At 60.1% G+C, this 23,725-nt stretch carries 20 protein-coding genes and 1 pseudogene; 9 read left to right on the top strand and 12 right to left on the bottom strand.

The features are described 5' to 3' along the window. Positions 1–104 precede the first annotated feature (104 nt). The 4 genes from BUE38_RS13580 to BUE38_RS13565 all read right to left on the bottom strand — a co-directional run bounded on the left by BUE38_RS13580 (position 105) and on the right by BUE38_RS13565 (position 4,881). Entirely contained in the window at positions 105–1,661 is a 1,557-nt protein-coding gene (locus BUE38_RS13580; RefSeq protein WP_084541934.1) for an alpha/beta fold hydrolase, read from the bottom strand. A gap of 206 nt (positions 1,662–1,867) precedes the next feature. Then, positions 1,868–2,254, bottom strand: coding sequence for a tautomerase family protein (locus tag BUE38_RS13575; RefSeq protein ID WP_073435761.1), 387 nt, complete (start codon positions 2,252–2,254; stop codon positions 1,868–1,870). A gap of 96 nt (positions 2,255–2,350) precedes the next feature. Next, positions 2,351–2,788, bottom strand: a complete 438-nt coding sequence (locus tag BUE38_RS13570; protein ID WP_073435760.1) for a VOC family protein — start codon at positions 2,786–2,788, stop codon at positions 2,351–2,353. 146 nt (positions 2,789–2,934) lie between these two features. Beyond that, on the bottom strand, positions 2,935–4,881 hold the full coding sequence (locus BUE38_RS13565) for a Na+/H+ antiporter NhaC family protein (protein ID WP_073435759.1): 1,947 nt from the start codon (positions 4,879–4,881) through the stop codon (positions 2,935–2,937). A 297-nt stretch (positions 4,882–5,178) separates the two neighbouring features. Here BUE38_RS13565 and BUE38_RS13560 point away from each other — a divergent pair, with 297 nt between their 5' ends. Beyond that, a complete protein-coding gene (locus tag BUE38_RS13560) occupies positions 5,179–6,582 on the top strand; it encodes an aspartate aminotransferase family protein (protein WP_073435758.1) in 1,404 nt (467 codons plus the stop codon). Beyond that, positions 6,579–8,084: an aldehyde dehydrogenase gene (locus tag BUE38_RS13555; RefSeq protein WP_073435757.1), complete on the top strand. Its 1,506-nt coding sequence runs from the start codon at positions 6,579–6,581 to the stop codon at positions 8,082–8,084. Before BUE38_RS13560 ends, BUE38_RS13555 begins: the two co-directional genes overlap by 4 nt. Positions 8,085–8,181: 97 nt before the next feature. On the opposite strand, the gene BUE38_RS13550 is transcribed toward BUE38_RS13555, so the two are convergent. The 3 genes from BUE38_RS13550 to BUE38_RS13540 are packed head-to-tail and all read right to left on the bottom strand — an operon-like array spanning position 8,182 to position 11,925. Then, complete coding sequence (locus BUE38_RS13550) at positions 8,182–9,288, bottom strand: mandelate racemase/muconate lactonizing enzyme family protein (protein WP_073435756.1); 1,107 nt, start codon at positions 9,286–9,288, stop codon at positions 8,182–8,184. 13 nt (positions 9,289–9,301) lie between these two features. Beyond that, on the bottom strand, positions 9,302–10,726 hold the full coding sequence (locus BUE38_RS13545; protein WP_073435755.1) for a YfcC family protein: 1,425 nt from the start codon (positions 10,724–10,726) through the stop codon (positions 9,302–9,304). An 8-nt stretch (positions 10,727–10,734) separates the two neighbouring features. Next, on the bottom strand, positions 10,735–11,925 hold the full coding sequence (locus tag BUE38_RS13540; RefSeq protein WP_073435754.1) for a M20 metallopeptidase family protein: 1,191 nt from the start codon (positions 11,923–11,925) through the stop codon (positions 10,735–10,737). Between the two features lie 483 nt (positions 11,926–12,408). Here BUE38_RS13540 and BUE38_RS13535 point away from each other — a divergent pair, with 483 nt between their 5' ends. After that, positions 12,409–13,290, top strand: coding sequence for a LysR family transcriptional regulator (locus BUE38_RS13535; protein WP_073435753.1), 882 nt, complete (start codon positions 12,409–12,411; stop codon positions 13,288–13,290). A gap of 42 nt (positions 13,291–13,332) precedes the next feature. Continuing rightward, a pseudogene (locus tag BUE38_RS23505) lies at positions 13,333–13,434 on the top strand (aldehyde dehydrogenase family protein); the annotation flags it as partial. A gap of 465 nt (positions 13,435–13,899) precedes the next feature. On the opposite strand, the gene BUE38_RS13530 reads toward BUE38_RS23505, so the two are convergent. The 5 genes from BUE38_RS13530 to gatC all read right to left on the bottom strand — a co-directional run bounded on the left by BUE38_RS13530 (position 13,900) and on the right by gatC (position 18,835). After that, entirely contained in the window at positions 13,900–14,433 is a 534-nt protein-coding gene (locus BUE38_RS13530; RefSeq protein WP_073435752.1) for a fimbrial protein, read from the bottom strand. A gap of 392 nt (positions 14,434–14,825) precedes the next feature. Then, positions 14,826–15,377 carry a cupin domain-containing protein gene (locus tag BUE38_RS13525; RefSeq protein ID WP_073435751.1) on the bottom strand — a complete coding sequence of 184 codons (552 nt, stop codon included), beginning with the start codon at positions 15,375–15,377 and terminating at the stop codon, positions 14,826–14,828. A 121-nt stretch (positions 15,378–15,498) separates the two neighbouring features. Further along, positions 15,499–16,965: an Asp-tRNA(Asn)/Glu-tRNA(Gln) amidotransferase subunit GatB gene (gene gatB, locus BUE38_RS13520; protein ID WP_073435750.1), complete on the bottom strand. Its 1,467-nt coding sequence runs from the start codon at positions 16,963–16,965 to the stop codon at positions 15,499–15,501. After that, positions 16,965–18,425, bottom strand: a complete 1,461-nt coding sequence (gatA, locus tag BUE38_RS13515; protein WP_073435883.1) for an Asp-tRNA(Asn)/Glu-tRNA(Gln) amidotransferase subunit GatA — start codon at positions 18,423–18,425, stop codon at positions 16,965–16,967. The genes gatB and gatA overlap by 1 nt, the downstream gene beginning before the upstream one ends. Before the next feature lie 122 nt (positions 18,426–18,547). Then, entirely contained in the window at positions 18,548–18,835 is a 288-nt protein-coding gene (gene gatC / locus BUE38_RS13510) for an Asp-tRNA(Asn)/Glu-tRNA(Gln) amidotransferase subunit GatC (RefSeq protein ID WP_073435749.1), read from the bottom strand. 174 nt (positions 18,836–19,009) lie between these two features. Here gatC and BUE38_RS13505 point away from each other — a divergent pair, with 174 nt between their 5' ends. The 5 genes from BUE38_RS13505 to rng all read left to right on the top strand — a co-directional run bounded on the left by BUE38_RS13505 (position 19,010) and on the right by rng (position 23,724). Continuing rightward, positions 19,010–20,047: a rod shape-determining protein gene (locus BUE38_RS13505; RefSeq protein ID WP_021817118.1), complete on the top strand. Its 1,038-nt coding sequence runs from the start codon at positions 19,010–19,012 to the stop codon at positions 20,045–20,047. A gap of 73 nt (positions 20,048–20,120) precedes the next feature. Then, positions 20,121–21,014 (top strand): rod shape-determining protein MreC, encoded by an 894-nt coding sequence (gene mreC / locus BUE38_RS13500; protein WP_084541954.1) that lies wholly within the window; start codon positions 20,121–20,123, stop codon positions 21,012–21,014. Then, positions 21,014–21,502 carry a rod shape-determining protein MreD gene (gene mreD, locus BUE38_RS13495; RefSeq protein ID WP_073435747.1) on the top strand — a complete coding sequence of 163 codons (489 nt, stop codon included), beginning with the start codon at positions 21,014–21,016 and terminating at the stop codon, positions 21,500–21,502. The genes mreC and mreD overlap by 1 nt, the downstream gene beginning before the upstream one ends. A 4-nt stretch (positions 21,503–21,506) precedes the next feature. After that, positions 21,507–22,109: a Maf family protein gene (locus BUE38_RS13490; protein WP_073435746.1), complete on the top strand. Its 603-nt coding sequence runs from the start codon at positions 21,507–21,509 to the stop codon at positions 22,107–22,109. Positions 22,110–22,260: 151 nt separating this feature from the next. Then, positions 22,261–23,724, top strand: a complete 1,464-nt coding sequence (rng, locus tag BUE38_RS13485) for a ribonuclease G (protein WP_073435745.1) — start codon at positions 22,261–22,263, stop codon at positions 23,722–23,724. Position 23,725 lies beyond the last annotated feature (1 nt).

Genomic DNA, 23,725 nt, shown 5'->3' with positions numbered 1-23,725 from the left:
TTTCTCGCAGACATTTGTGCATGGTTCCTGAGGCGTGAAATGAAAAGGCCCGCATCGCGGGCCTTGGGTAAGGGAATGGAAGGGGCTGACGAAATGGGGCTTGGTTACTGCGGTGGTTCGATGACCCAAGGCTCCAGTTCCACCTCGTTGCGGCAACTGGCGTCGACGGTGGCCATGGGGTCGTCGAGAAAGGCCTGAATCATCGTCGAGCGACATTCGTTCACGGGGTTGTGGCCCAGTCCCTGAAACTTGACTGCCTGGACGTTGGGCATGGTTTCACGCAGATGGTCGCTCCAGCGGGGGCCACAGCACGGATCCATCTGGCCGTGGATGGCCAGCGCCGGGGTATCGGATACCGGGGGATCATTGTGCTCAGCGGGAACATCGCCGTCCTTGCCCCACCAGCCGCACACCCAGGGCGGTTCGAAGCCGAGGATGGCCGGTTCACGCTGCACGGCGGCGAGGGAGTCCGCCCGGGAAGGACGGTTGCTGCCCATATCGCCGCAGACATGCGACAGGAAATAACCGAGCGCATAGTTAGGCGCTTCGGACTCGGCGGCATAGTCGTCGATCAGGAAGAAATCGTTGAGTCGCGTGTAGTCGCCGGCCTTGATGTCGGCCACAAGGCTGGGCAGCTCCGTATAGGCAGAAGGCAGCATCAGGTAGAGAGTGTCGAGGAAGGCCGCACCATCGAAGTAGAGCGTATCGCTATTGCCGTCGGCATCTTCGACATCGACGATGTAGGGTCTGGAATCCAGGCTACGGCGGGCCTGATCGATCGCCAGCAGCCAGTTGGGCAAGAGGTCACGGCAGGCTTCGTCATCGGCAACACAACGGGCCAGAGTGTCGGTGAAGGTCTGCTTGGCGGTGTAGAACTCGTCGACCGGAGGCCGGTTGCGTAGATGACTGAACCAGGGCCAGCCGAGAATTGCGCTGCGCACGCTGTCCGGGTAGTACTGGATGAACGAGACCACGGTACCGCTACCGGTGGAGGAGCCGAAGGCATCGATCTGGTCGTATTCCAGCAGCTTGCGTATCTCGTCGACATCCCGCGACACCGTGTACTGGTTGTACTGCGCCACGTCGATGCCTTCCTCGGTGAGCTTGTTATAGCAGTTCTCCACCTCGCTGGTGATCGTCTCCAGGCGCTCCATCGGCTTGAGCGAGGACGTGATCGCAGGCGTATGGATGATGTTGTGATAGGGCGAGACATCCGCGTAATCCGGGCACTCCAGTGCAGGTTCGGCATGGATATAGCCCCTGTGATCCATCGTCACCAGGGTACGATTGCCGACGTCCTTGAGTAACTGCTCGATATAGGCCTGGTTGCCCAGTGATGAATAGCCCGGCCCACCGGGGAAGAAGAACACCGGTACATCCTCGGCCTCGGCGGATTCCGGTTCCAGCACTGCCACCGGAAGCTGGATCAGGTTGTCGCCAGGCTCGTCCCAGTTCTCGTAGCCGTAGAAGGTGTAGCAGTCCGCGCCCAGCTCCTTGAGCGCGTCGGTGACGCATTGCGTGGACTCCAGGCGAGGTATCGTCTCCGGTGACGAGGAGGATTGCGCTTGAGCGGATGAAACCATGAGAGGGAGAGCAAGCAGGGCGACACCCGCCAGATACCGGTCTGGGTTCTGGCGGTGCCGCCGCAAGGTGAAGTTCATGACAGCCTCCATCGGCATTTCTTGTGATTTTTCGGCGTGTCCTCAAGCTAGTTAGCCGGCATGGAGGCGTCAAATGGCTGCTTACGTATCTCGGCAACGGTCACGTCGCTGCCGATGGCAGCGTCAAAGACGGCGAAGGAGTGATACCGGCAATGCACTGGTGGAGCCGTGCACGTGGCTAGATCGTTCACCTGATGGCTGAGGTGCTACACATTGATCGAGTAGGCGAGATCCCGAGCCTCGTCACCGGTTAATCCGCGAAATCCCCAGCAGTGCGCGGGTTGTTCCTTGATGGTTACTTCCACATCAATAGGTGCAATACCTATATCTGACTCGATCTTGCTGAACAGTGCCTTGATCAGAGCTTTCTGAGTATCCGGAGAGCGTCCCTGCATCATGTTGATCTCGATGACGGTATAGGCGGGGGTGCGGCCACCAGGGTAGTAGAAATCTTCCGCTGCAAGAGGAATGAATCGATGGGCTCTCTTGTCCTCCGGCATTCCCAGCACCGACTGCATGCATTCGTGAATGATGTCAGAAAGTTGGGCCTTGATGGGGTTCAGGTGTTCCTTGATTCCATAGATGACTATCACGATACCACCTGTATACGCGGTTTCCGCTGTGACTGGTGTACCCTGAAATCAGTGTAACCGATGAGTTTTCAGTACGTACTTCTTCAGCACCTACTTCTAGAGATCGTAATCATTCCTCTCAGCAGGGGCATCGGAGAAATACTCCATGAATTCGTACTGAATCCTGTTGTTGTCGAAGATATAGACATTTCGCCGAAAAGGGTGCCTGGCCCCTGCATGATCCACCGGATATCCGGCCTCATCCAGGCGGGTTACCAGCGAATCCAGATCGGGCACTACAATGCCGATATGCTTGACCCCGGTCCAGCTCTCCTTCCAGTTCTGTACGACGCCCTTGCCGCCTGTCTGGACGGCAATATAGGTGTTGTCATCACCGACATGAAACCATTGAATCTTCTCACCGAACCAATCCATCTCACCCTGTCCACGCACTGACCAGGACGGAATGGCTGTGGTCAGGAAGTCGATGGTTTCCTGAGCGTTCAGTACCGATATATTGGCGTGCTCTACGTAGGCCTTGTTCGCTTCTCGCATGACGCCCTCTGTCGAGATGGTTTGTGGTTGGAAGCCTGTTGGAGTCTTGAGATTGGCCTGGTATGCCGGTTGGTTGCAAGACTCCTGTCGCAGCAATGGATCAGAATGACAAGGGCCCACTGCTGCGGGCCCTCGGGGGAGAGTGGTCAGGTATGGGGCGTAGATGAAGGCTCAGGGCTTTCTTTGGGCTGAAACCCTGCCGTGGCGCGCTGGCCTACGGTGAACAGCACTGCCATCAAGCAGATGACACCACCAATCAGACCAAGCCACCAACTGATGCCATAACCGACGGCCAGGGAGCCGAATGCCAGGGCGACGGCGCCGACGAGCAGGGCGTAGGGCAATTGGGTGCGGACGTGATCGATCAGGTCGCAACCACTGGCCATGGCAGCGAGCAGAGTGGTTTCGGCCAGTGGCGAACAATGGTCGCCCCAGACGGCTCCAGCGAGGACGCCGGCGACAGAGGCATAGAGCAGCGGCATGCCTTCCGCTGTACCTGCCAGACCATGGTGACTGAGTACGGCCCATGCCAGTGGGACGACCAGTGGCATCATGATACCCATCACGCCCCAGGAGGATCCGGTAGCAAAGGCGGTGAAGCCGGCGAGAGCAAAGATCACTGCGGGCAGCCACTGCGGTGCCAGACTGTCACCCAATGCGGAGACGAGGAAATCGCTGGTATGCAGTGCTTCATTCACGTTGGCCAGCGCCCAGGCCATCATCAGGATGGTGATCGGCAACAGCATGGATTTCACACCTTCGAACCAGTAGTGCGCTGTTTCGGTCATGCTCATCAGACGCTGCGCCTGGGTCAACACCACGGCGACCACGCAGGCGGCCAGAGATCCCCACATCATCGAACTGAAGGAGTCGCCCTCGCCGAAGATGTCTCGCAGGTCATGCTCACCGCCACCCAGGGCGCTCAGGCCTGTGTAGTAGATGCCGCCAAGGGTGATGGTAACCAGCACGATCATCGGCACGATGGCATTGAAGGCGCGTGTCGGGATGCCTTCCTTGGTGGGAATGTCGGCTTCCTCGACGATCGACTCGCGATTGCTGATGGTGCTCCGGGACGCAGGTTCGGAAAGGGCGCGACGTTCGGCCTTGAGCATCGGGCCGAAGTCACGGCCGCTCCAGGCAACGAGAAAGACGAAGGCCAGGGCCAGCAACGGATAGGCGTTGTAGGGAATGGCATTGACGAATACCGAGTACGCCGATTCATTCCAGCCATCGATTTCCGACATGGCTTCACTGATCAGGCCGACCTGGAATCCGATCCAGGTGGTGACCAGCATGATGGCCGATACCGGTGCCGCGGTGCTGTCGACCAGATAGGCAAGTTTGGCACGTGAGATATTCAGTCGGTCTGTGATGTGGCGCATGGTGTTACCGACGATCAAGGCATTGGCATAGTCGTCGAAGAAGATGGCCAGGCCCAGCAGTGCCGTGGAGTTCTGCGCCTGACGCCGTCCGCGGATCAGCCGAGCGATGCGCTCGGCGATGCCTCTAGTGCCACCATTGCGGGAGATGATCCCGACCATGCCACCGATCAGCAGACAGAACAGCACAATGGACATGTGGTCGCTATCGCTGGCAGCCGTCAGCACGTGAACGTTGACCGAGTCACCGAAGGCGTTGACCAGGGCACCAGCGCTCATGCCGTGCAGCACCCAGCCGCCCAGTAATAGTCCAGCGAACAGCGCGAGGATCACCTGACGGAAGAGGAGCGCCAGGCTGATGGCGGCCATTGCCGGCAGCAGCGACAACCAGGCGGGGACAGCATCGATGGTGGTGGTAGCCAGTATCCTGCCGTTGCCATCGACGAGAGAAAGCGGGCCTGGCTCGCTGCCCGGGGTGATCGTGACGCTGGCAGAGTCGCCAGTGAACTGGATATCCAGTGCCGACTGCCGATATTCGACATGCAGGTCGCTGGTCTGCTCGATACCTTCCAGGGCAACTCCGGTAGGGATGCCTTCCAGCATGACGGGTGGAGGAGTGAGTGAGGGAGCGGCTTGCACCGGCACGGCGAACAGCAGGAGCAGGGAAATCAGCGGTGCGAGCAGCAGCCAGCATGGTCGTGGCGAGTGATTCATGGTGGTGTCCCCGGTTGTTGTTGGAGGCTGGGGTATTGTTCTCTGCCGGGTTGCGGCGTTCATGAAAGTTGACCAAAAAATGCTACGAGGTCAACAGAAAACAATGCAATTTATCCAGAATATCGACATTATACGATGGTCTAACACATAAAATCAGTGTGTTATGCGAATCATTGGCTCGGTTGTGCAAAAAGGGTTGGCATTCGGCATATGGATCGATATGTTGATTAAAACATAACAGTCGATTCTGGTGGTGAGCCGGATCGACCTCGATATTCTCTACCGGAGGAGTGAGCCATGACCCCGCCATCCACTGCGAGGCTCAAGCAGCTCGACCGCGACCATCACCTGCATCCCTTCACCGACTTCAAGGCGCTCGGCGAGGAAGGCAGCCGGATCATCACTTCGGCCGACGGCATCTATATCCACGATGCCGATGGCAATCGCATTCTCGATGCCATGGCGGGCCTGTGGTGCGTGAATCTTGGCTACGGTCGTCAGGAACTGGTGGATGCGGCCACTGAACAGCTTCAGCAACTGCCGTACTACAACAACTTCTTCAAGACCACTCATCCACCGGCCGTGGAGTTGGCGGAGACGCTATGCCGCCTGGCACCCGCGCACATGAATCGAGTGTTCTTTACCGGTTCGGGGTCGGAGGCCAACGATACGGTGCTGCGCATGGTGCGCCGTTACTGGGCGCTCAAGGGCAAGCCGGAGAAGCAGTGGGTCATCGGTCGCGAGAACGGGTATCACGGCTCCACCGTGGCTGGCATGAGTCTGGGCGGCATGGCGCCCATGCACGAACAAGGTGGCCCCTGTGTGCCGGGTATCACCCATATTCGCCAGCCCTGGTGGTTCAGTGAAGGGCGTGACATGTCGCCGGACGAGTTCGGCCGGGTCTGTGCTCAGGCTCTGGATGAGCGTATCCAGGAATTGGGGGCCGACAAGGTCGCGGCCTTCATTGCCGAGCCGGTGCAGGGTGCCGGCGGTGCCATCATTCCGCCGGACAGCTATTGGCCGGCGATCAAGGAAGTGCTGGCGAAGTACGACATTCTGCTGGTGGCCGATGAGGTCATCTGTGGCTTCGGCCGTCTAGGCGAGTGGTTCGGCAGTGTGCATTACGGCATCGAGCCGGACCTGATGCCGGTCGCCAAGGGGCTGTCTTCCGGATATCTGCCCATCGGCGGTGTGCTGGTCGGTGATCGTGTCGCCAATACATTGATCGATGAAGGCGGTGAGTTCTATCACGGCTTTACCTACTCCGGACATCCCACCTGCGCGGCGGTGGCGCTGAAGAACCTGCAACTGATGGAGCAGGAAGGCGTGGTCGAGCATGTCCGTGACGTGGCGGGGCCGTATCTGGCCAAACGCTGGAAGGAACTGGAACAACACCCGTTGATTGGCGAAGCGAGGTCGCTGGGCCTGATCGGTGCCCTGGAAATTGCCGCCGACAAGACAACGGGGCAGCGTTTCGACAAGTCACTGGCGGTGGGGAATCTGTGCCGCGACATCTGCTTCGAGACCGGCCTGGTGATGCGTTCGGTAGGCGATACCATGGTGATATCTCCTCCCCTGGTGATCAGCGTTGAACAGATCGATGAACTGGTCGACCTGGCCCGAGCCGCGCTGGATGAGACAGCGCGTCGCCTCGAGGCCCGGGGCGTTACTCTCGATCCTTCCATGGAGACTCTCGCATGACCCGCCCACAGGACCTGGCCGGGTGGCAGGCGCTTGCCACACAACTCAAGACTCGTCTGGAGTCCCGTGCCTGGATCAACGATGCCTTTGTTGACGCAGAAAGCGGCGCGACCTTCGACACCATCAATCCGGCCACTGGAGAAGTGCTGGCCAGCGTCGCCAGTTGCGATGCGGCCGACGCCGACAAGGCCGTGGCTCATGCCCGTGCCGCCTTTGCCTCTGGTGAGTGGTCACGCCTGGCCCCGGGGCAGCGCAAGAAGGTGATGCTCAAGCTTGCTGACCTGATGGAGCAGCATCGCGATGAACTGGCGCTGCTCGATACGCTTGATATGGGCAAGCCGGTCACAAGCTCGCTGGGTGACATGGCCGGCGCCATCGGCTGCATCCGTTACCAGGCCGAGTGCATCGACAAATTGTATGGGGAAGTGGCACCGACCGGGCAGGATTCGCTGGCGCTGGTGCTGCGTGAGCCGCTCGGCGTCGTTGCCTCCATCGTACCGTGGAACTTCCCGCTGATGATGACGGCCTGGAAGATCGGTCCGGCGCTGGCGGCGGGCAACAGCGTGATTCTCAAGCCTTCCGAGAAGTCGCCGTTGTCGGCCCTGCGGCTGGCGCAACTGGCCCAGGAGGCGGGCATACCCAAGGGCGTGTTCCAGGTGTTGCCGGGTTTCGGCCATACCGTCGGCAAGGCGCTGGCGCTGTCCATGGACGTCAATTGTCTGGCCTTCACCGGTTCTACTGGTGTCGGCAAGCAACTGATGCAGTATGCCGGGCAATCCAATCTCAAGCGGGTCTATCTGGAGTGTGGTGGCAAGAGCCCCAATCTGGTGTTTGCCGATTGCCGGGATCTGGACAAGGTGGCACGTCATGCCGCCGAAGCCATCTTCCACAATCAGGGCGAGGTCTGTATCGCTGGATCGCGCCTGCTGGTCGAGAACAGCGTGCGCGAGGCATTCGTCGATAAGGTGCTTCAGGCTGCCGAGTCCATGCAGCCGGGTGATCCGTTGGACCCGCAGAGCTTCATGGGCGCCATCGTGGATCGCACACAGTACGAGCGCATTCTCGATTATATCCGCAAGGGTGTGGAGGAAGGCGCACGGCTGCGTTCTGGCGGTGAAGCTCTGGAAGGCCCGGGATTGTTTATCCAGCCGACGATATTTGATGGCGTCAATGACGACATGACCATTGGCCGAGAGGAAATCTTCGGCCCGGTGCTCTCGGTATTCGGCTTCGACAGCGAAGACGAGGCCATTGCCATGGCCAACGACAGTGACTACGGTCTGGCCGCCGGTCTGTGGAGTCAGGACATCGATCGCATCATGCGGGTGACTCGACGCCTCGAGTCCGGCCAGGTGTTCGTCAACAACTGGGCCGGTGGTGATCAGACCGTGCCCTTCGGCGGCGTCAAACAATCCGGCAATGGTCGTGACAAGTCGCACCACTCGCTGGAAGAGTATTCCGAGCTCAAGAGCGTATGGATGGCGTTGACGACCGCGCTCTGAGGCGCGGCCAGCTTGCGAGCACTATCCGGGCTGCGTCATGCGAGCTTGCTTGTCAGTGCACGCAGCAGACTTGTCTGGCTGCGAGGCGTTCATGGAGTCAGTCGATGAAGTCCTCGAAGGCGCTGAGTTCGCGTACGCGGTCGCGGTCGATATCGACACCGAGTCCCGGTGACTCGTCCAGCATGATGTGCGTGCTGTCACCAGGCATCTCGGCCACATCGCATGAGAGCATTGCGGGGCCGACCAGGTCATTGGCGATAATATTGGGATGGGCAATAGCCAGGTGGGCACCGGCCAGAGTGGCGATGGAGGACTCCACCATCGAGCCCACCTGGCAGGGAATGTCGGCCGCCATACCCAGCTCGGCCATGGCTCGGGCCACATGTAGACCGGCGGACTTCATCAGCTTGATGTTGACCATGTCGGCCGCCTCGAGTCGGATGACTTGAAGCATGTCACGGAGGCCGTGAACCGGCTCGTCGGCCATGATGACCGCATCCGTGGCCCGGCTGACCCGGGCCAGGGACTCGAGGTTTTCGATGAATACCGGTTGCTCGTACCAGTTCACACGGAAGGGCTCGGCATGTCGAATCACATGCAGGGCCTGCTTGACGCTCCAGCCCTGATTGGCGTCCACCCTGAGGATCATGTCGGGTGTCAGGACCTCTCGCACTCGGGCGATACGTTCGATGTCGGTTTCCGGCATGTCGCCCAGCTTGATCTTGATCGAGCGGTAGCCTTGCCGGCAGGCTTCGTCGGCCTGGCGTGCCATCTCCTCGGGTGACAACATGCTGATCACGTAGGGAAGCTCAAGACGTTCATGGCAGCGCCCACCGAGCAGAGAATGAAGCGGCCGCCGGCACTGTCGGGCCATCAGGTCGTGGAGGGCGATATCCAGTGATGCTTTTGCCGAGGGGTTGTGCCGAATGCGCGCTTCGGCAGCACGGTGGAAGGCGCCGATGTCGGCGGCGGGCCTGCCGATCAGCAGGGGGGCCAGTTCCTCGGCGATGATGCTGCGCGCTGACTGCCAGGTTTCGCCCGATACGTGTTGATCAACCACAGCTTCGCCCCAGCCGATGTCTCCGCTGGTCGATTCGATGCTGATCACCAGACTCTCGATATCTTCATAGCTATCGTAGGCGATCTTGAAGGGGCGTTTGAGTGGTAGACGGAGACCATGTAGCGTGATGCGTTTAATCGTCATGGGAAGCTTCCTTTCAGGACCAGGATATCAGGTGGGCCAGGGTGATCATGCTACTGGCCATCAGCAATTGGATGAGGACAAGAGGAAGTATCCACTTGATCCATTTGCTCCATGACACGCCGGCCACGGCCAGGCCCGCCATGAAGTAGCCGGAGGTGGGGGTGATGATGTTGGAAATACCGTCGCCGAACTGGAAGGCGAGCACCGCGGTCTGCCGAGTAACGCCGACCATATCCGCCAGCGGCACCATGAGCGGCATGGTCAGGGCCGCCTGCCCGCTGCCCGAGGGCACCAGGAAGTTCAGCAACAGTTGTACCAGGAACATGCTGGTGGCCGTCAGTACTGCCGGCATATCGCCCAGCAGCCCTTCGAGCTGGTGAAGAATGGTATCCAGAATACTCCCATCCTTGAGCACGATCAGGATGCCGTAGGCGAACCCTACCACCAGGGCACCCATCGCAATTTCCTTGATGCCGCTGACGAAATGCTCTGCAATTTCGTTGGGTCCCATGCGTGCCAGCGCCCCGACGAGAATCCCCATCAGAAGGAAGACTCCCGACATTTCGCCGATATACCAGCCATGACGGATGACGCCATAGGCGATGGTAATGATTGCGCCGATGAAGGCCGTCAGTACTAGCTTGTCCGACAGACTCAGTCGCTGGTTGATCTGCATGGGTTCGGGGTTGCCGAACTGTCGGCGGTCGCTGTTGTAGACGGGGCTGTGCTCGGGCCGGGCCTTGACCCTGGACGCGTAGCGTGTCACGAAGGTGATGCTGACGCCGACGAAGATGACCCAGTAGCCGGCGCGCAGCGTCATACCAGAGAAGATCGGCAACTGGGCGATATCCTGAGCGACGCCGACGGTGAAGGGGTTCATGAAGGCGGCGGAGAAGCCAGCACCTGCCCCGACCAGGGGGACGGCAGCAGCGGTGATGGAGTCGTAGCCCAGCAGGCGCAGCATCGGTGCGAGAATGATGATGAACGCGATCGTTTCCTCGGCCAGGCCAAAGGTGGCGCCGCCAGCGGCGAACAGCAGCATCAGCAGGGGAATCAGGACGATATCGCGCTCCGACAGCGCCTGGCTGACACTGGCCACGAGTGTCTGCAGCACGCCGGTAGCCTTGAGCACGCCGAAGGCCCCTCCGGAGATAAAGATGAAAAAGATGATGCTGCTGCCTTCTCGCATACCCTCGAACACTGCCATGAAGGGCGTCAGCCAACCGGCCTTCTCGGTTTCAACCGGCGCGTAGCTGCCCGGCACCACTACGGTCTGCCCCTGTTCGGTGGTGGTGCGCTCGTAGCTGCCGGCATCTACCAGGTAGGTCGATAATGCCGCAAGGCAGATAAAGGTGAACAGCACCACGAAGATGTGGGGAAACTTCATGGTTCGCTGTTGTGCCGTCTCGCGTGTCGTTGTTCTTTCGAGATCGCTCATGCTGAACCTCAGTATCGAGTGGTTGTTGTGCTTGCCGGTTGTTGGTGATGCTCGTCAAGAAAGCGAAGGGCCACGTTGGAGAGAAAGTCGCTGCCTTGCGCGAGGATATCGTCGTTGAAGTCGTAATCCGGCTGGTGGAGATCCGGAACCGTGTCGCCCTTGCCGTTGCCGATCCAGCCATAGGCGCCGGGTATCGCTTCGAGCAGAAAGCCCATGTCATCGGCGCCCATGCTGATGGGGTGGGTGACCAGCCGGTTGTGGCCCCAGCACTCTTCGACGACTTTCCGACATAGCCTTGCGCAGTCGGCGTCGTTGACCACTGCGGGAGTCGAGGGCACGTAGTCCAGCGTCACGCCGCAACCGCTGGCCCGTGCGACGCCCTCGGCAACCTCGCGAATTCGCCTTTCGAGCTGGTGGCGGACATCGGGCTTGAAGCAACGAGCCGTGCCCTTCAGTATCGCCGAAGCGGGAATGATGTTGCTGGCATGTCCACTTTGCAGACACCCGAGACTGACCACTGCAATATCCTCGGGGGCGACGTTGCGACTGACGATCTGCTGTATGGCGGTGACGAACAACCCGGCTGCGACGATGGGGTCGGTGGTCAGGTGCGGCATGGCGCCATGTCCACCTTCGGAGTGAAAGCATGCCTCGAAATCATCGCTGGAGGCCATGTGTGGTACATCGTGGATGACGAAGGAGCCCGCCTCCACGCCTGGCCAGTTGTGCAGACCGAAGATAGCCTGCATCGGAAAGCGCTCGAGCAGGCCATCCTCCAGCATGGAGGGGGCGCCGGTACCGAGCTCCTCGGCAGGCTGGAAGACAAGAACGACTCGACCTTGAGGCGGGCGCGCCTTTACCAGGTTGAGTGTTGCACCCATCAACATGGCGGTATGTCCATCATGACCACAGGCGTGCATGACATTGGCGTGGGTCGAGCCATGGGCTAGTCCGGTGGCTTCATGAAGGGGCAGGGCATCCATGTCGGCTCTCAGTCCCACCGTTGCGCCTGGTTGATGGCCGTGGATGATAGCGACGATGCCATGACCGCCGATGGCTTCATGGACCTCATCGACTCCGATTTCACGCAGCATGGTCGCAATACGCCGTGCCGTGTGTTGCTCCTCGCAGGATAGCTCTGGGTATCGGTGAAGCTCTTGCCGGAAGGCAATCATTCGTTCTGCCTCTTGCTCTTGCATCGCATTGTCCTTGCTTGCTCTAGTGTTCCGTGTGCGCAGTTGATCACCAGTTGGTGTCGGCTGATTGGGCTGCCATGCCGCGTTGCTACTTATCGTCCTGGTCGGTTACTCGACGATTTGGCGTACTTGCTTCCAGAACGAGGTATCTGCGTGAAAGGGCGTTGATGAATCGGGAGGAGGCAATTCGTGAGGCGTCCGTCACCAAAGCCTGGTCGGCATGATTCTTGTCAACATGACAATCAAGACGCTCACCCTGATCCTCTTGATTGTCGCTCGTCTCATGCTGGCAGAGAGGGGGGAATTTTGCGGGCGTCTGTCAGGCTTGCGTCGGCCAGTCGGAACGTACCTGTGCGACGAGTTACCTAGCATGAATGCTTGTGGGGATAGATAGTATGTTCAGGTGAACAGGCGATAAAAATACTTCTTTCCTATGCGGTCATGCTTTTTTGATATGCTGATCGATCCGAGTGGTGAGGCAGCCCAATGGATAGCAAGAAGCTGAAGTATTTCCTGGCCGTGGTAGAGGCAGGTTCCATCACGCGAGCCGCTGGGCGCATTCCCGTCGCTCAGCCCGCGTTGACTCGTCAGATACGGCTGTTGGAAGAACAGGTTGGAGCTCGGCTGCTCGAGCGTGATCGCAAGGGCGTTTCGCTGACACATGCAGGCCAGTTTCTCTACGACAACGGCCGCAGGCTGATTGATGAGTTGGAATGGGTGGCCAGGAAGGCCCGTACCATCTCCGATGGCTATAGTGACTCCCTGTCGATCGGTATCACCACCATTCACTCCTGCATTCCTGGCATCTCGAACTTGATCAGTCGTTTTCGCGCAGAGCATCCGGGGATCCGATTGACCCTGGAATCGATGCTGTCGGGGCCGCAGGCTCAGGCCATTATCGACGGGGAGCTCGACGCTGGTATTCTGTTTACCGAGCAGGAAGATGATCCACGGTTGGGCTATTTGCCGATTGCCAGTTATCGCATGGCTATTGTTGCTAGCCGACGTCATCCCCTGACCAAGGCACCGCCGACCGCGTTACGTGCCTTTGCCGAAGCGCCTTTCATTCGTTTCAGCCGCGATTCTACGCCGGGCAGCTATGACAGAGTTGATCGTTGCTTCGAGCAAGCCGGTATCGTGCCCAATACCATCCTGGAGTGTCATGATGACATCACTATCCGTAGCCTGGTGGCCGCGGGTATGGGGTATGCCATCATGCCGAGTATCATGGCGCGGGGGGAGAGCGACCTAGTCGCCTATGAACCGGATGATCTGCAGATTTTTTCGCAACTGATGCTGGCCTGGCGCAAGGACTCCGTCTCGAAGACGATTGATGAACTATGTCGTATGGTCAGCCACCCGGCGTGACGAGATCTTGCGCCCTGCATGAGTGTCGGGGGCTCGTGACATTTCGGCGGCGTCAAACAATCCGGCAATGGTCGTGACAAGTCGCACCACTCGCTGGAAGAGTATTCCGAGCTCAAGAGCGTATGGATGGCTCTCGAGCTATAAGCCGCTATTGAGCTATTAACATGGCAATCAAATAGCTCATCCTGATCGATTTGATTGTCGTCCGCCCCACACTGGCGCAGATGCGCAGATCTGCTGGTGTGGGGCGGTCTCGCGTCGGCCTGATGGCCGACGGCGGCACGTCCATGTGCCGCAATTAACCCAACATAAAAGCATGCCGGGTTAATAACATGGCAATCAAATAGCTCATCCTGATCGATGTGATTGTCTTCCACACCACACTGGCGTAGATGCACGGATCTGCTGGTGTGGTGCGGTCTCGCGTCGGCCTGATGGCCGACGGCGGCACGTCCCTGTGCCGCCATTAACCCAACATGAAAGCATGCCCGGTTAATATCGGCTTGGCTGCCCATAGCGGCATTTCAAAGAGCACTGATGGGGCGAGAACTCGTCTCTCTTCTGGGTCACGCGATGCGTGACCCATTTTTTATGCGTCCCGTTGAGCCGTCACCGATATTCGAGGGTGTAGACCAGGTGTGACTCGACGTTGCCTGCTGTAGCTGCGCCGCCGACGGCGATGTACTGCGCCGCGTAGTTCAGTGTCGCAGTGTCATCGTCGATGGTGGTGTAGCGGTTGTTGCTGTTGTTGCGGAGGTCGATGGCATTCTGATTGCTGCCGTCGGTGATCTGAACCTGGACGTTGGCGGCGGGCGTGTTGGCTGCCAGATTGGTCAGGTTGCCTGTGTTGCGGTCCACATTCAGTGGCTCGAACCAGGCGCGCACACTGGCCTGGGGTGGACAGTCCGACAGCGCCATGGTCATGGGCGTCGCACCGGCAGTGGCTCCGGCCCGGGCCAGCGCATCCCGGGATATGACCGGTAGGGCGACAGATGAATGGCCTCCAGAATCTCCACCAAGGGTCACCAGACACGAACTTTCCACGATTCTGCCGGTAATGTTGATGGCGCCACTGGAAGCAAGTGCATTGGTGGCACTCAAGAGTCCAGTGATGGTCAGAGCAGGGATCATGCGACCTTTCATGTGTACCTCCCGGTGTGTCTTCCCTACCGCCCGGGTGTTGAACCTGGAGCGGCAGCCTTTCTTGTAGTGATGGGCAGGCCGATGTCTCGTTTATGTCACATTGATCTCACATTCAAATCCCGGAATAAAGGGGCAAATGGCGCCTTTCTCGTGGCGGTAAACTTTTCGATTGCCCCGTGCGATATGAAGGGTGGGCAGAATCAGGCCGGGAAAATGGTGGCAAGAGGGTGCTGTGACAGGGCTTTGGTCTTATGGGGCTTTGGTCTTATGGGACTTTGACTGATAGACCCCCCTGGTCTCACAGGCGGCGTGCCGGGCGTGTCAGCCGGTGCGCGCCCGGCGCGATGGTGGAGTCAGTATTGCCCGGGCGTCTGCGGGAAGGCGTTCTTCGGTTAGAAGGTTCTTGCCGGGGTGGCGCAACTGACCAGGCGGCACTGGGCCGTGCCGGGATTGCGGAAGCGATGGGGGACATTGGTATCGAAGTAGTAGGCCTCGCCAGCGGTGAGCAGACGGGTTTCGGCACCAATGGTGATCTCGATCTCACCCTCGAGGATGACACCGGCTTCCTCGCCCTGGTGGGCAATCATTTCGCGTCCAGTATCGGCACCAGGCGGATAGGTCTCGATCATGAATGACAGCGCACGACTTTCACGATTGGCACCAATCAGCTTGAAGATGACATCGCCGCTGCCGACATCCGTCAGCTCATCCTCGCTGTAGAACACCTGATTGCGGCTTTCCAGGTCCATGGTAAAGAAGTCGCCCACGCTCATGGGGATGGCGTCGAGGATCTTCTTCAGTGAGCTGACCGACGGGCTGACCTTGCCCTGTTCAATCAGTGACAGGCTGGAGTGGGTGACACCACAGCGCTTTGCCAACTCTCGTTGGGAGATACCACGCAGGGTTCTCAAAGCCCGGAGACGGGCGCCGACGTCATCTGACATCCTGGGTTCCTTGATCGGAGACTCGGATACGACAGGACCAGCGTGTCGCTGGCCCTGTCTGGATCATGCCACAATTGCAGGCTTTGACAACCGGGGTGGCATTCCGCGGTGTCTGGCGGGCTCAGCACAAGGCGTCGAGCTTTTCCTTCAGCAGGGTGTTGACCTGTTGCGGGTTGGCGGTGCCCCGCGAGGCCTTCATCACCTGGCCGACGAAGTAACCGATCATCTTGCCGCGTTTGTCTGGCTCGGCATCGCGATACTGCGCCACCTGAGCCGGGCTGTCGGCGATCACCTGTTCCACCATGGCGTCGATGGCGCCGGTATCGGTCACCTGCTTCAGCCCCCGGGCTTCGATGATGGCATCTGCACTATTGTTTTCACCCCCGCCTTCGCCGTTCCACAGTGCCTGAAAGACCTGCTTGGCGGCCTTGCCGTTGATGGTGTTGTCGATAACACGCTTGATCAGTTCACCGAGCTGGTCGGCGTTGATTGGGCTGTCCGAGATATCCAGCGCATCACGGTTGAGTGCGCCGGACAGCTCGCCCTGCACCCAGTTGGCCGCTTGCTTGGCATCGCCGCAGACATCCTTGGTGCGCTCGAAGTACTCGGCCATGGCTCGGCTGCTCGACAGCACTCCGGCGTCGTAGGCCGACAGGCCCAGTTCGTCCTGGAAGCGGGCGCGCTTCTCGGCGGGCAGTTCCGGGAGTGATTCGCGCAGGTGGTCGATATAAGCGCTATCGACCATCACCGGCAGCAGGTCAGGGCAGGGGAAGTAACGGTAATCGTTGGCTTCCTCCTTGGTGCGCATGCTGCGGGTCTCGTCGGCTTCCGGGTCGTACAGGCGAGTTTCCTGCACTACCTTGCCGCCGTCCTCGATCAGCTCGACCTGACGCTCCACTTCGTAGGCGATGGCGCGCTCGACGAAGCGGAATGAGTTGACGTTCTTGATCTCGGCACGGGTACCGAACTCTTCCTGGCCCTTGGGGCGCACCGAAACGTTGACGTCGCAACGCATCGAGCCTTCGGCCATGTTGCCGTCGGAAATGCCGAGATAAGTGACGATGGAGTGGATGGCGCGCAGGTAGGCGACGGCCTCTTTCGCTGAGCGCATGTCCGGCTCGGAAACGATCTCCAGCAGCGGCGTTCCGGCCCGGTTGAGGTCAATACCGGTCATGCCGTGGAAGTCTTCATGCAGCGACTTGCCGGCGTCTTCCTCGAGGTGCGCATGATGCACGCGGATGACCCTGGCGCTGCCATCGTCGAGCAGGATCTCGACCTCGCCACGACCGACAATCGGCTCGTACATCTGGCTGGTCTGGTAGCCCTTGGGCAGATCCGGGTAGAAGTAGTTCTTGCGGTCGAACACCGACACTTCGGGAATTTCGGCATTGATACCGAGGCCGAATTGAAGTGCCATGGCCACCGCCTGCTCGTTGAGCACCGGCAGTACGCCCGGCAGACCCAGGTCAACGGCGTTGGCCTGGGTGTTGGGCTCGGCACCGAAGGCGGTGGAGGACCCGGAAAAGATCTTGGACTGGGTCGCGAGCTGGACGTGGACCTCCAGCCCGATCACGGTTTCCCATTGCATCAGGCGTTCTCCTCGGCAATCTCGGGACGGCGCAGGTGCCAGTCAGTGGCCTGCTGGAACTGGTGAGCGACGTTGAGCAGACGAGCCTCGGCGAAGTGCGTGCCGAGGATCTGCAGGCCCACCGGACGCTTGCCGGAGAAACCGGCCGGCACGCTGATGCCGGGAATGCCTGCGAGGTTGATGGCGATGGTGTAGATGTCCTGCAGGTACATCGACACCGGGTCCTTGGTTGCGCCCAGATCGAAGGCCGGCGTCGGTGCGGCGGGACCCATCAGAACGTCGACTTCCTCGAAGGCGTCGAGGAAGTCCTGGCGGATCAGGCGGCGCACCTGCTGAGCCTTCTTGTAATAGGCGTCAAAGAAACCTTCGGAGAGGGTATGGGTGCCGATCAGGATACGGCGCTTGACCTCATCGCCGAAGCCTTCGGCGCGTGACCGCTTGTAGAGGTCGATCAGGTCGCTGGGGTTGTCGCAGCGATGACCGAAGCGCACACCGTCGTAGCGCGACAGGTTGGAGGAGGCTTCTGCCGGGGCGATGACGTAGTAGGCCGGAATCGCATAGGAGGTATGCGGCAGGCTCACTTCACGCACGCTGGCGCCGAGGGATTCGAAGACCTTGATGGCATCGCGGATGGCGCTTTCGACGCTGGGGTCGAGGCCATCACCGAAATATTCCCGCGGCAGGCCGATCTTGAGGCCGGCCAGGGGGGCGTCAAGTTCTTCGGTATAGTCGGGTACGACGCGGGCGACGCTGGTCGAGTCACGGGCATCGTGACCGGCAATGGCGTTGAGCAGCAGGCCACAGTCAGCCGCGGAGCGTGCCATGGGGCCGCCCTGATCGAGGCTCGAGGCATAGGCGACCATGCCGTAGCGGGATACGCGACCATAGGTCGGCTTGAGGCCGGTGATACCGCAGAAGGCGGCCGGCTGGCGGATCGAACCGCCGGTATCGGTGCCCAGCGCGGCGGGTACCAGACCTGCTGCCACGGCAGCGGCACTGCCACCGGAGGAGCCACCGGGAACCGCTGTCAGGTCCCAGGGGTTCTTCACTGGACCATAGAAGCTGTTCTCGTTGGATGAGCCCATGGCGAACTCGTCCATATTGGTCTTGCCGAGGCTGACAGTGCCGGCGGCTCGCAGCTTGCTGACTACGGTGGCGTCATAGGGGGCGATGAAGTTGTCGAGCATCTTCGAGCCACAGCTGGTCTTGACACCCTGGGTGCAGAAGATGTCCTTGATCGCCAGCGGGACACCAGTGAGAGGGCCGGCCTGGCCGTTGGCACGCTGTTGGTCGGCGTGATCGGCGGCACTCAGCGCCTGCTCGGCGGTGACGGTGATGAAGCTGTTGAGTTGACCGTCCATGCGGTCAATGCGTCCGAGCAGATCCTGGGTCAGCTCGCGACTGGAGATCGTGCCGGCGGCAAGTGCGCCGGCAATCTCGGTAATGGTCTTGTCATGCATGGGCCTGGCTCCGAAAAGGCGTGGCTCAGGGGTGATCTGGATCAATGGCTTGAGCGCAATTCCTGCAACTCTTCCCGTCCACAACGGATCTGTTCAATGGCTGTTCCAGGTCGGCAACAGCGTTATTCAACGACGCGGGGAACCAGGTAGAGGCCATTTTCCACCTGAGGGGCGCATTGCTGATAGTGGTCGCGCTGATCCTTTTCGGTAACTTCGTCGGCGCGCAGCCGCTGGGTAGCATCCATCGGATGGGCGAGGGGCGCGACATCCGTCGTATCCAGCGTTTGAAGCTGATCAACCATGTCGAGGATTCGTCTGATATCGTCCAGATACTTTGTTGCATCGTTGTCGGAAAGGTCTAACCGGGCCAGGTGCGCGGCGCGGAGTACCTCGGCGTGTTCAAGCGCCATGATGGTTTCCTCAAGGGAAGCTTGCGGGAAATGACCGCAGAAGGTACCACAGATCAGCGTTGTCTGGCAGACCTGGATGTGACGACCTATGCGCATGGCGCTTGCCGCTGGGGGGGCGCAGTGATACCGTTTGCGTCCGCACAGGGTTTCCGGTCAGCACTAGGTATCGTTTCCATGTTCAAACGTTTAAGAGGTGTGTTCTCCAGCGATCTGTCGATCGACCTGGGAACGGCCAATACGCTCATTTACGTGCGTCATCGCGGCATCGTCCTCGATGAGCCGTCGGTGGTTGCCATCCGTCAATCAGGCAACATGCGCAGCGTGGCTGCGGTGGGTGCTGATGCCAAGCGTATGCTGGGTCGTACTCCCGGAAACATCACCGCTATCCGGCCGATGAAGGACGGTGTCATTGCCGACTTCACCGTGACCGAGCAGATGCTGCAGCATTTCATTCGCAAGGTGCATCAGAGCACTTTCCTGACCCCGTCACCGCGCGTACTGGTCTGCGTTCCCTGCATGTCGACGCAGGTTGAGCGCCGTGCCATCAAGGAATCCGCCGAAGGCGCGGGTGCCCGCGAGGTCTTCCTGATCGAGGAGCCCATGGCGGCTGCCATCGGCGCCGGTCTGCCGGTTGAGGAAGCTCAGGGGTCGATGGTCGTTGATATCGGTGGTGGTACCAGCGAGATCGCCATCATCTCCCTCAACGGCGTGGTCTATTCCGAGTCCATTCGTGTCGGTGGTGACCGTTTCGACGAGGCCATCAGCGCTTATGTGCGTCGCCACTATGGCAGCCTGATCGGCGAAGCCACTGCCGAGCGCATCAAGGAAGAGATCGGCTGTGCCTATCCGGGCGGCGAACTGCGTGAGATCGATGTGCGCGGACGCAACCTGGCGGAAGGCATTCCGCGCAGCTTCACGCTCAACTCCCACGAGATTCTCGACGCGCTACAGGAGCCGCTGGGTTCCATCGTTGCCGCCGTCAAGAGTGCATTGGAGCAGTCTCCGCCCGAGCTGGCGTCAGATATTGCCGAGCGCGGCCTGGTGCTGACCGGCGGTGGTGCCCTGCTGCGTGATCTGGACAAGCTGATCGCCGAGGAAACCGGCCTGCCGGTCGTGGTGGCAGATGACCCCTTGACCTGTGTGGCACGCGGCGGTGGCAAGGCCCTCGAAATGATCGATCAGCGTACATTCGAGCTGCTCTCCAGCGACTAACCCTGGCCCTGGATCTCGAGGGAGACGGCCTATCAAACCGCTGTTCTCGCACGGCTCAGTGCCCGGCTACCGCATGTTTCTGTGTGCGGTCGTGGCCGGCGCACTGATGTTCGTTGATACCCACTTCACTCGCATGGAGTTGGTGCGCGCCCAGCTGTCGACGCTGGTGGCACCGATCCAGAGGGTGGTGAGTCTGCCCAGCGACATCCTCAACTGGGGAGCGCTTGCGCTGTCTGATCAGCGCGCTCTCGTTGAAGAGAATGCCCGCTTGCGTGAGCAGTTGCTCACGCTGTCACATCGTGTTCAGCGTATGGCCAGCCTCACTGCCGAGAATGTTCGACTCCGTGAGCTGCTCGACGCCGCTCAGGAGCGGGATGTGCCTTACCTGACGGCTGAGCTGCTGTCACTGGACCCCGACCCCTTTACCCATCAGATGGTCATCGATCGTGGCCGTCGCGATGGTGTTTATGCCGGGCAGCCGGTGATGGATTCTTCCGGGCTGGCGGGGCAGGTCAGTGAGCTGTCGGCCTATTCGAGTCGCGTGCTGCTGGTCACCGATGCCAGTCATGCGCTGCCGGTTCAGGTCAACCGCAATGGGCTGCGTTTCATCATTCAGGGAACCGGTAGCTACGACGCCTTGAAGGTCTTGCATGTGCCCGATACCGCTGACATCCGTGTCGGCGATCTGCTGGTCAGCTCCGGCCTGGCCGGGCGCTTCCCGGTCGGTTATCCAGTCGCTCGGGTCACCGAGGTGGGTCATGATCCCGGCGAGCCCTTCGCCGCCGTCAAGGCCGAGCCGGTAGCACGCCTGCAGCGTTCGCGGCACTTCCTGCTGTTGTTCCCACCGGAGCCAGCATTGAATGTGGTCGAGGGTCGCTGGGAGCCCGAACTGGATCCGTTGGCCATTGAGGCGGCAGTGCAGTTGGGGGCTCTCTTGTCGACCCCTGTGAGCGAGGAGGAGCGCTGATGGCTACGTCCGTTCGAGTCAGTCTGCTCTGGATCTGGTTCACCCTGCTGTTCGCCCTGTGCCTGCAGGTGATGCCAATGGCCGAGGGCTGGCAGGTGTGGCGTCCGGATTGGCTGGGTCTGATGCTGCTTTACTGGTGCATGCACCAGCCCGAGCGGGTCGGTGTGTTCCACGGCTTTGTGCTGGGACTGCTGCTCGACCTCATCGAAGGTGCGCCGCTGGGTCAGAACGCGCTGACGCTGTCGTTGCTGGCCTTCCTCAGCGCCCTGGTCTATCCGCGCTTTCGTACCTATTCACTGGTTCAACAGGCGGTGCTGATCTTTGTATTGCTGGGGCTGTCGCAACTGGTCGAGCAGTGGCTGCGCACCTTGTTTGGTCCCTTCTCCATGCATCTGTCGTTCCTTCTGCCATCGTTGATCGGTGCCGCCCTCTGGCCCTGGCTGGCCACCCTGTTCCAGGCACTGAGACGGCGCCCCACCGGTGAGTGATCCCATGACGTCTGTCGCTCAACTACGCCTTGCCTCGGCTTCGCCGAGGCGGCGTGAACTGCTTGCGTCGATTGGTGTCCAGGTAGAGGTGGCACCGGTAAACATCGATGAAACTCCCCATACCGGTGAGAGCGCCGAAGCCTACGTGGCAAGGTTGGCCATCGCCAAGGCCCTTGCCGGGGTGGCTCAATCGGGTTCAGCCTCCGCCTCCGCCGGGCTGCCGACGCTTGGCTCGGATACAGCGGTGGTCTGCGAAGGCCGGATCCTCGGTAAGCCGGAGGATGAGGCGCATGCCTTTGCCATGCTCAAATCGCTTTCCGCACGGCGGCATGAAGTGTTGACCTCGGTAGCCGTGGCCGGTCCGCAGGGGACATTGGAGACCACGGTGGTAACGGCAGTACACATGCGCGAGATCAGTGATGCGGAAATCTCGGCCTATTGGCGTACCGGTGAGCCTGTCGACAAGGCCGGCGGTTATGCCATTCAGGGGCTGGCCTCGGTATTCGTGACGCGCATCGAGGGGAGCTACTCGGCAGTGGTGGGTCTGCCACTGTTCGAGACAGCGCAGCTGCTGGCACGTCAGGGTGTGACCATCTGGCACGACTGACAGGCATCTGGCGTGCCATAATGGCCGCAGGCCGCTGGATTTCCATGATGCTGGCCGCCAGGTATGCGAGAAGAATCCAGCGCATGGGTCATCCTGAGCAGGGGTTATCCTGAGAATTGCTTAACCAGAACACCAGGACAAGGACTGCCGCATGAGTGGTGAAGTACTCATCAATCTGACGCCGATGGAAACTCGAGTTGCTGTGGTCGAGAACGGCGTGCTGCAGGAAGCCTTCATCGAGCGCGCACGACGCCGGGGTATCGTCGGCAATATCTACCAGGGACGAGTGGTCCGTGTGCTACCCGGCATGCAGGCGGCCTTTGTCAACATCGGCCTGGAGCGCGCTGCCTTCATCCACGCCCACGATGTGGTGGCAGCTGGTGTTCCTCCCGAGGAACAGCCGTCGATTTCCCAGCTGTTGCACGAAGGTCAGTCGTTGGTGGTTCAGGTCACCAAGGATCCGATAGGGTCCAAGGGCGCTCGCCTCACGACACACCTGTCGGTACCATCGCGCTATCTCGTCTATATGCCGGACTCGCCACACAATGGGGTTTCCCAGCGGATCGAGGACGAAACAGAGCGCGAGCGGCTGCGCGAGCTGATCGAAACCGCACAGGCCGAGCAGGATATCGAGATTACCGGTGGCTTCATCGTGCGTACCGCAGCGGAAGGGGTGACGCTGGAAGAAATGGCCGCCGACATGCACTTCCTGCTGCGCCTGTGGCGCAAGGTCAGTGAGCGCAAGATCACTGCACCGGCCCCCAGCGTTATCTACGACGACCTTCCGCTGTTCATGCGTACCTTGCGCGATGTCATGCGCGACGAGATCGAGCGGGTACGCATCGATTCCCGCGAGAATTTCGTCAAGCTGGTGGAGTTTGCCGAGGAATTCATGCCCGCTGCGGTGGGGCGTATCGAACACTATTCCGGTGAACGCCCGATCTTTGATCTCTACAGTGTCGAGGATGAGATCCAGAAGGCACTGGCGCGCAAGGTACAGCTCAAGTCCGGCGGCTATCTAGTGATCGACCCCACCGAGGCGATGACCACCATCGACGTCAACACCGGTGGCTATGTCGGGCATCGCAATCTCGAGGAAACCATCTTCAAGACCAACCTCGAGGCAGCAACCGCCATCGCCAGACAGCTGCGTCTGCGTAATCTCGGCGGCATCATCATCATCGATTTCATCGACATGGTGGATACGGAGCATCAGCGCCAGGTGTTGCGCATGCTCGAGAAGTCACTGGAACGTGACCATGCCAAGACCAAGTGCACCGGGGTCACCGAGCTGGGCCTGGTACAGTTGACCCGCAAGCGTACCCGCGAGAGCCTGGAGCAGACGCTCTGCGAACCCTGCCCGTCCTGCCAGGGGCGCGGCACCCTGAAGACTCCCGAATCGGTGTGCTATGAGATATTTCGCGAGATTCTACGCGAGGAGCGTGCCTACAATGCCGAGACCTATGCTGTGCTGGCGTCTCAGGCAGTGGTGGATCGGCTACTCGACGAGGAATCGGCCGCTGTGGCTGATCTCGAGGAATTCATCGGCAAGACGATCCGTTTTCAGGTCGAATCCCACTATTCCCAGGAGCAGTACGACATCGTGCTGATGTGAT

It is taken from the genome of Halomonas cupida (assembly GCF_900142755.1).
GTDB classification, from domain to species: domain Bacteria; phylum Pseudomonadota; class Gammaproteobacteria; order Pseudomonadales; family Halomonadaceae; genus Halomonas; species Halomonas cupida.
This window is presented reverse-complemented; position numbering and strand designations above follow the sequence as displayed.

Bases quoted from the DNA above. Each gene is read 5' to 3' on its own strand.
- BUE38_RS13580 (WP_084541934.1), bottom strand. From the start codon at position 1,661: ATGAACTTCACCTTGCGGCGGCACCGCCAGAACCCAGACCGGTATCTG.
- BUE38_RS13570 (WP_073435760.1), bottom strand. From the start codon at position 2,788: ATGCGAGAAGCGAACAAGGCCTACGTAGAGCACGCCAATATATCGGTA.
- BUE38_RS13565 (WP_073435759.1), bottom strand. From the start codon at position 4,881: ATGAATCACTCGCCACGACCATGCTGGCTGCTGCTCGCACCGCTGATT.
- BUE38_RS13560 (WP_073435758.1), top strand. From the start codon at position 5,179: ATGACCCCGCCATCCACTGCGAGGCTCAAGCAGCTCGACCGCGACCAT.
- BUE38_RS13555 (WP_073435757.1), top strand. From the start codon at position 6,579: ATGACCCGCCCACAGGACCTGGCCGGGTGGCAGGCGCTTGCCACACAA.
- BUE38_RS13550 (WP_073435756.1), bottom strand. From the start codon at position 9,288: ATGACGATTAAACGCATCACGCTACATGGTCTCCGTCTACCACTCAAA.
- BUE38_RS13545 (WP_073435755.1), bottom strand. From the start codon at position 10,726: ATGAGCGATCTCGAAAGAACAACGACACGCGAGACGGCACAACAGCGA.
- BUE38_RS13540 (WP_073435754.1), bottom strand. From the start codon at position 11,925: ATGCAAGAGCAAGAGGCAGAACGAATGATTGCCTTCCGGCAAGAGCTT.
- BUE38_RS13535 (WP_073435753.1), top strand. From the start codon at position 12,409: ATGGATAGCAAGAAGCTGAAGTATTTCCTGGCCGTGGTAGAGGCAGGT.
- BUE38_RS13530 (WP_073435752.1), bottom strand. From the start codon at position 14,433: ATGAAAGGTCGCATGATCCCTGCTCTGACCATCACTGGACTCTTGAGT.
- BUE38_RS13525 (WP_073435751.1), bottom strand. From the start codon at position 15,377: ATGTCAGATGACGTCGGCGCCCGTCTCCGGGCTTTGAGAACCCTGCGT.
- gatB (WP_073435750.1), bottom strand. From the start codon at position 16,965: ATGCAATGGGAAACCGTGATCGGGCTGGAGGTCCACGTCCAGCTCGCG.
- gatA (WP_073435883.1), bottom strand. From the start codon at position 18,425: ATGCATGACAAGACCATTACCGAGATTGCCGGCGCACTTGCCGCCGGC.
- gatC (WP_073435749.1), bottom strand. From the start codon at position 18,835: ATGGCGCTTGAACACGCCGAGGTACTCCGCGCCGCGCACCTGGCCCGG.
- BUE38_RS13505 (WP_021817118.1), top strand. From the start codon at position 19,010: ATGTTCAAACGTTTAAGAGGTGTGTTCTCCAGCGATCTGTCGATCGAC.
- mreC (WP_084541954.1), top strand. From the start codon at position 20,121: ATGTTTCTGTGTGCGGTCGTGGCCGGCGCACTGATGTTCGTTGATACC.
- mreD (WP_073435747.1), top strand. From the start codon at position 21,014: ATGGCTACGTCCGTTCGAGTCAGTCTGCTCTGGATCTGGTTCACCCTG.
- BUE38_RS13490 (WP_073435746.1), top strand. From the start codon at position 21,507: ATGACGTCTGTCGCTCAACTACGCCTTGCCTCGGCTTCGCCGAGGCGG.
- rng (WP_073435745.1), top strand. From the start codon at position 22,261: ATGAGTGGTGAAGTACTCATCAATCTGACGCCGATGGAAACTCGAGTT.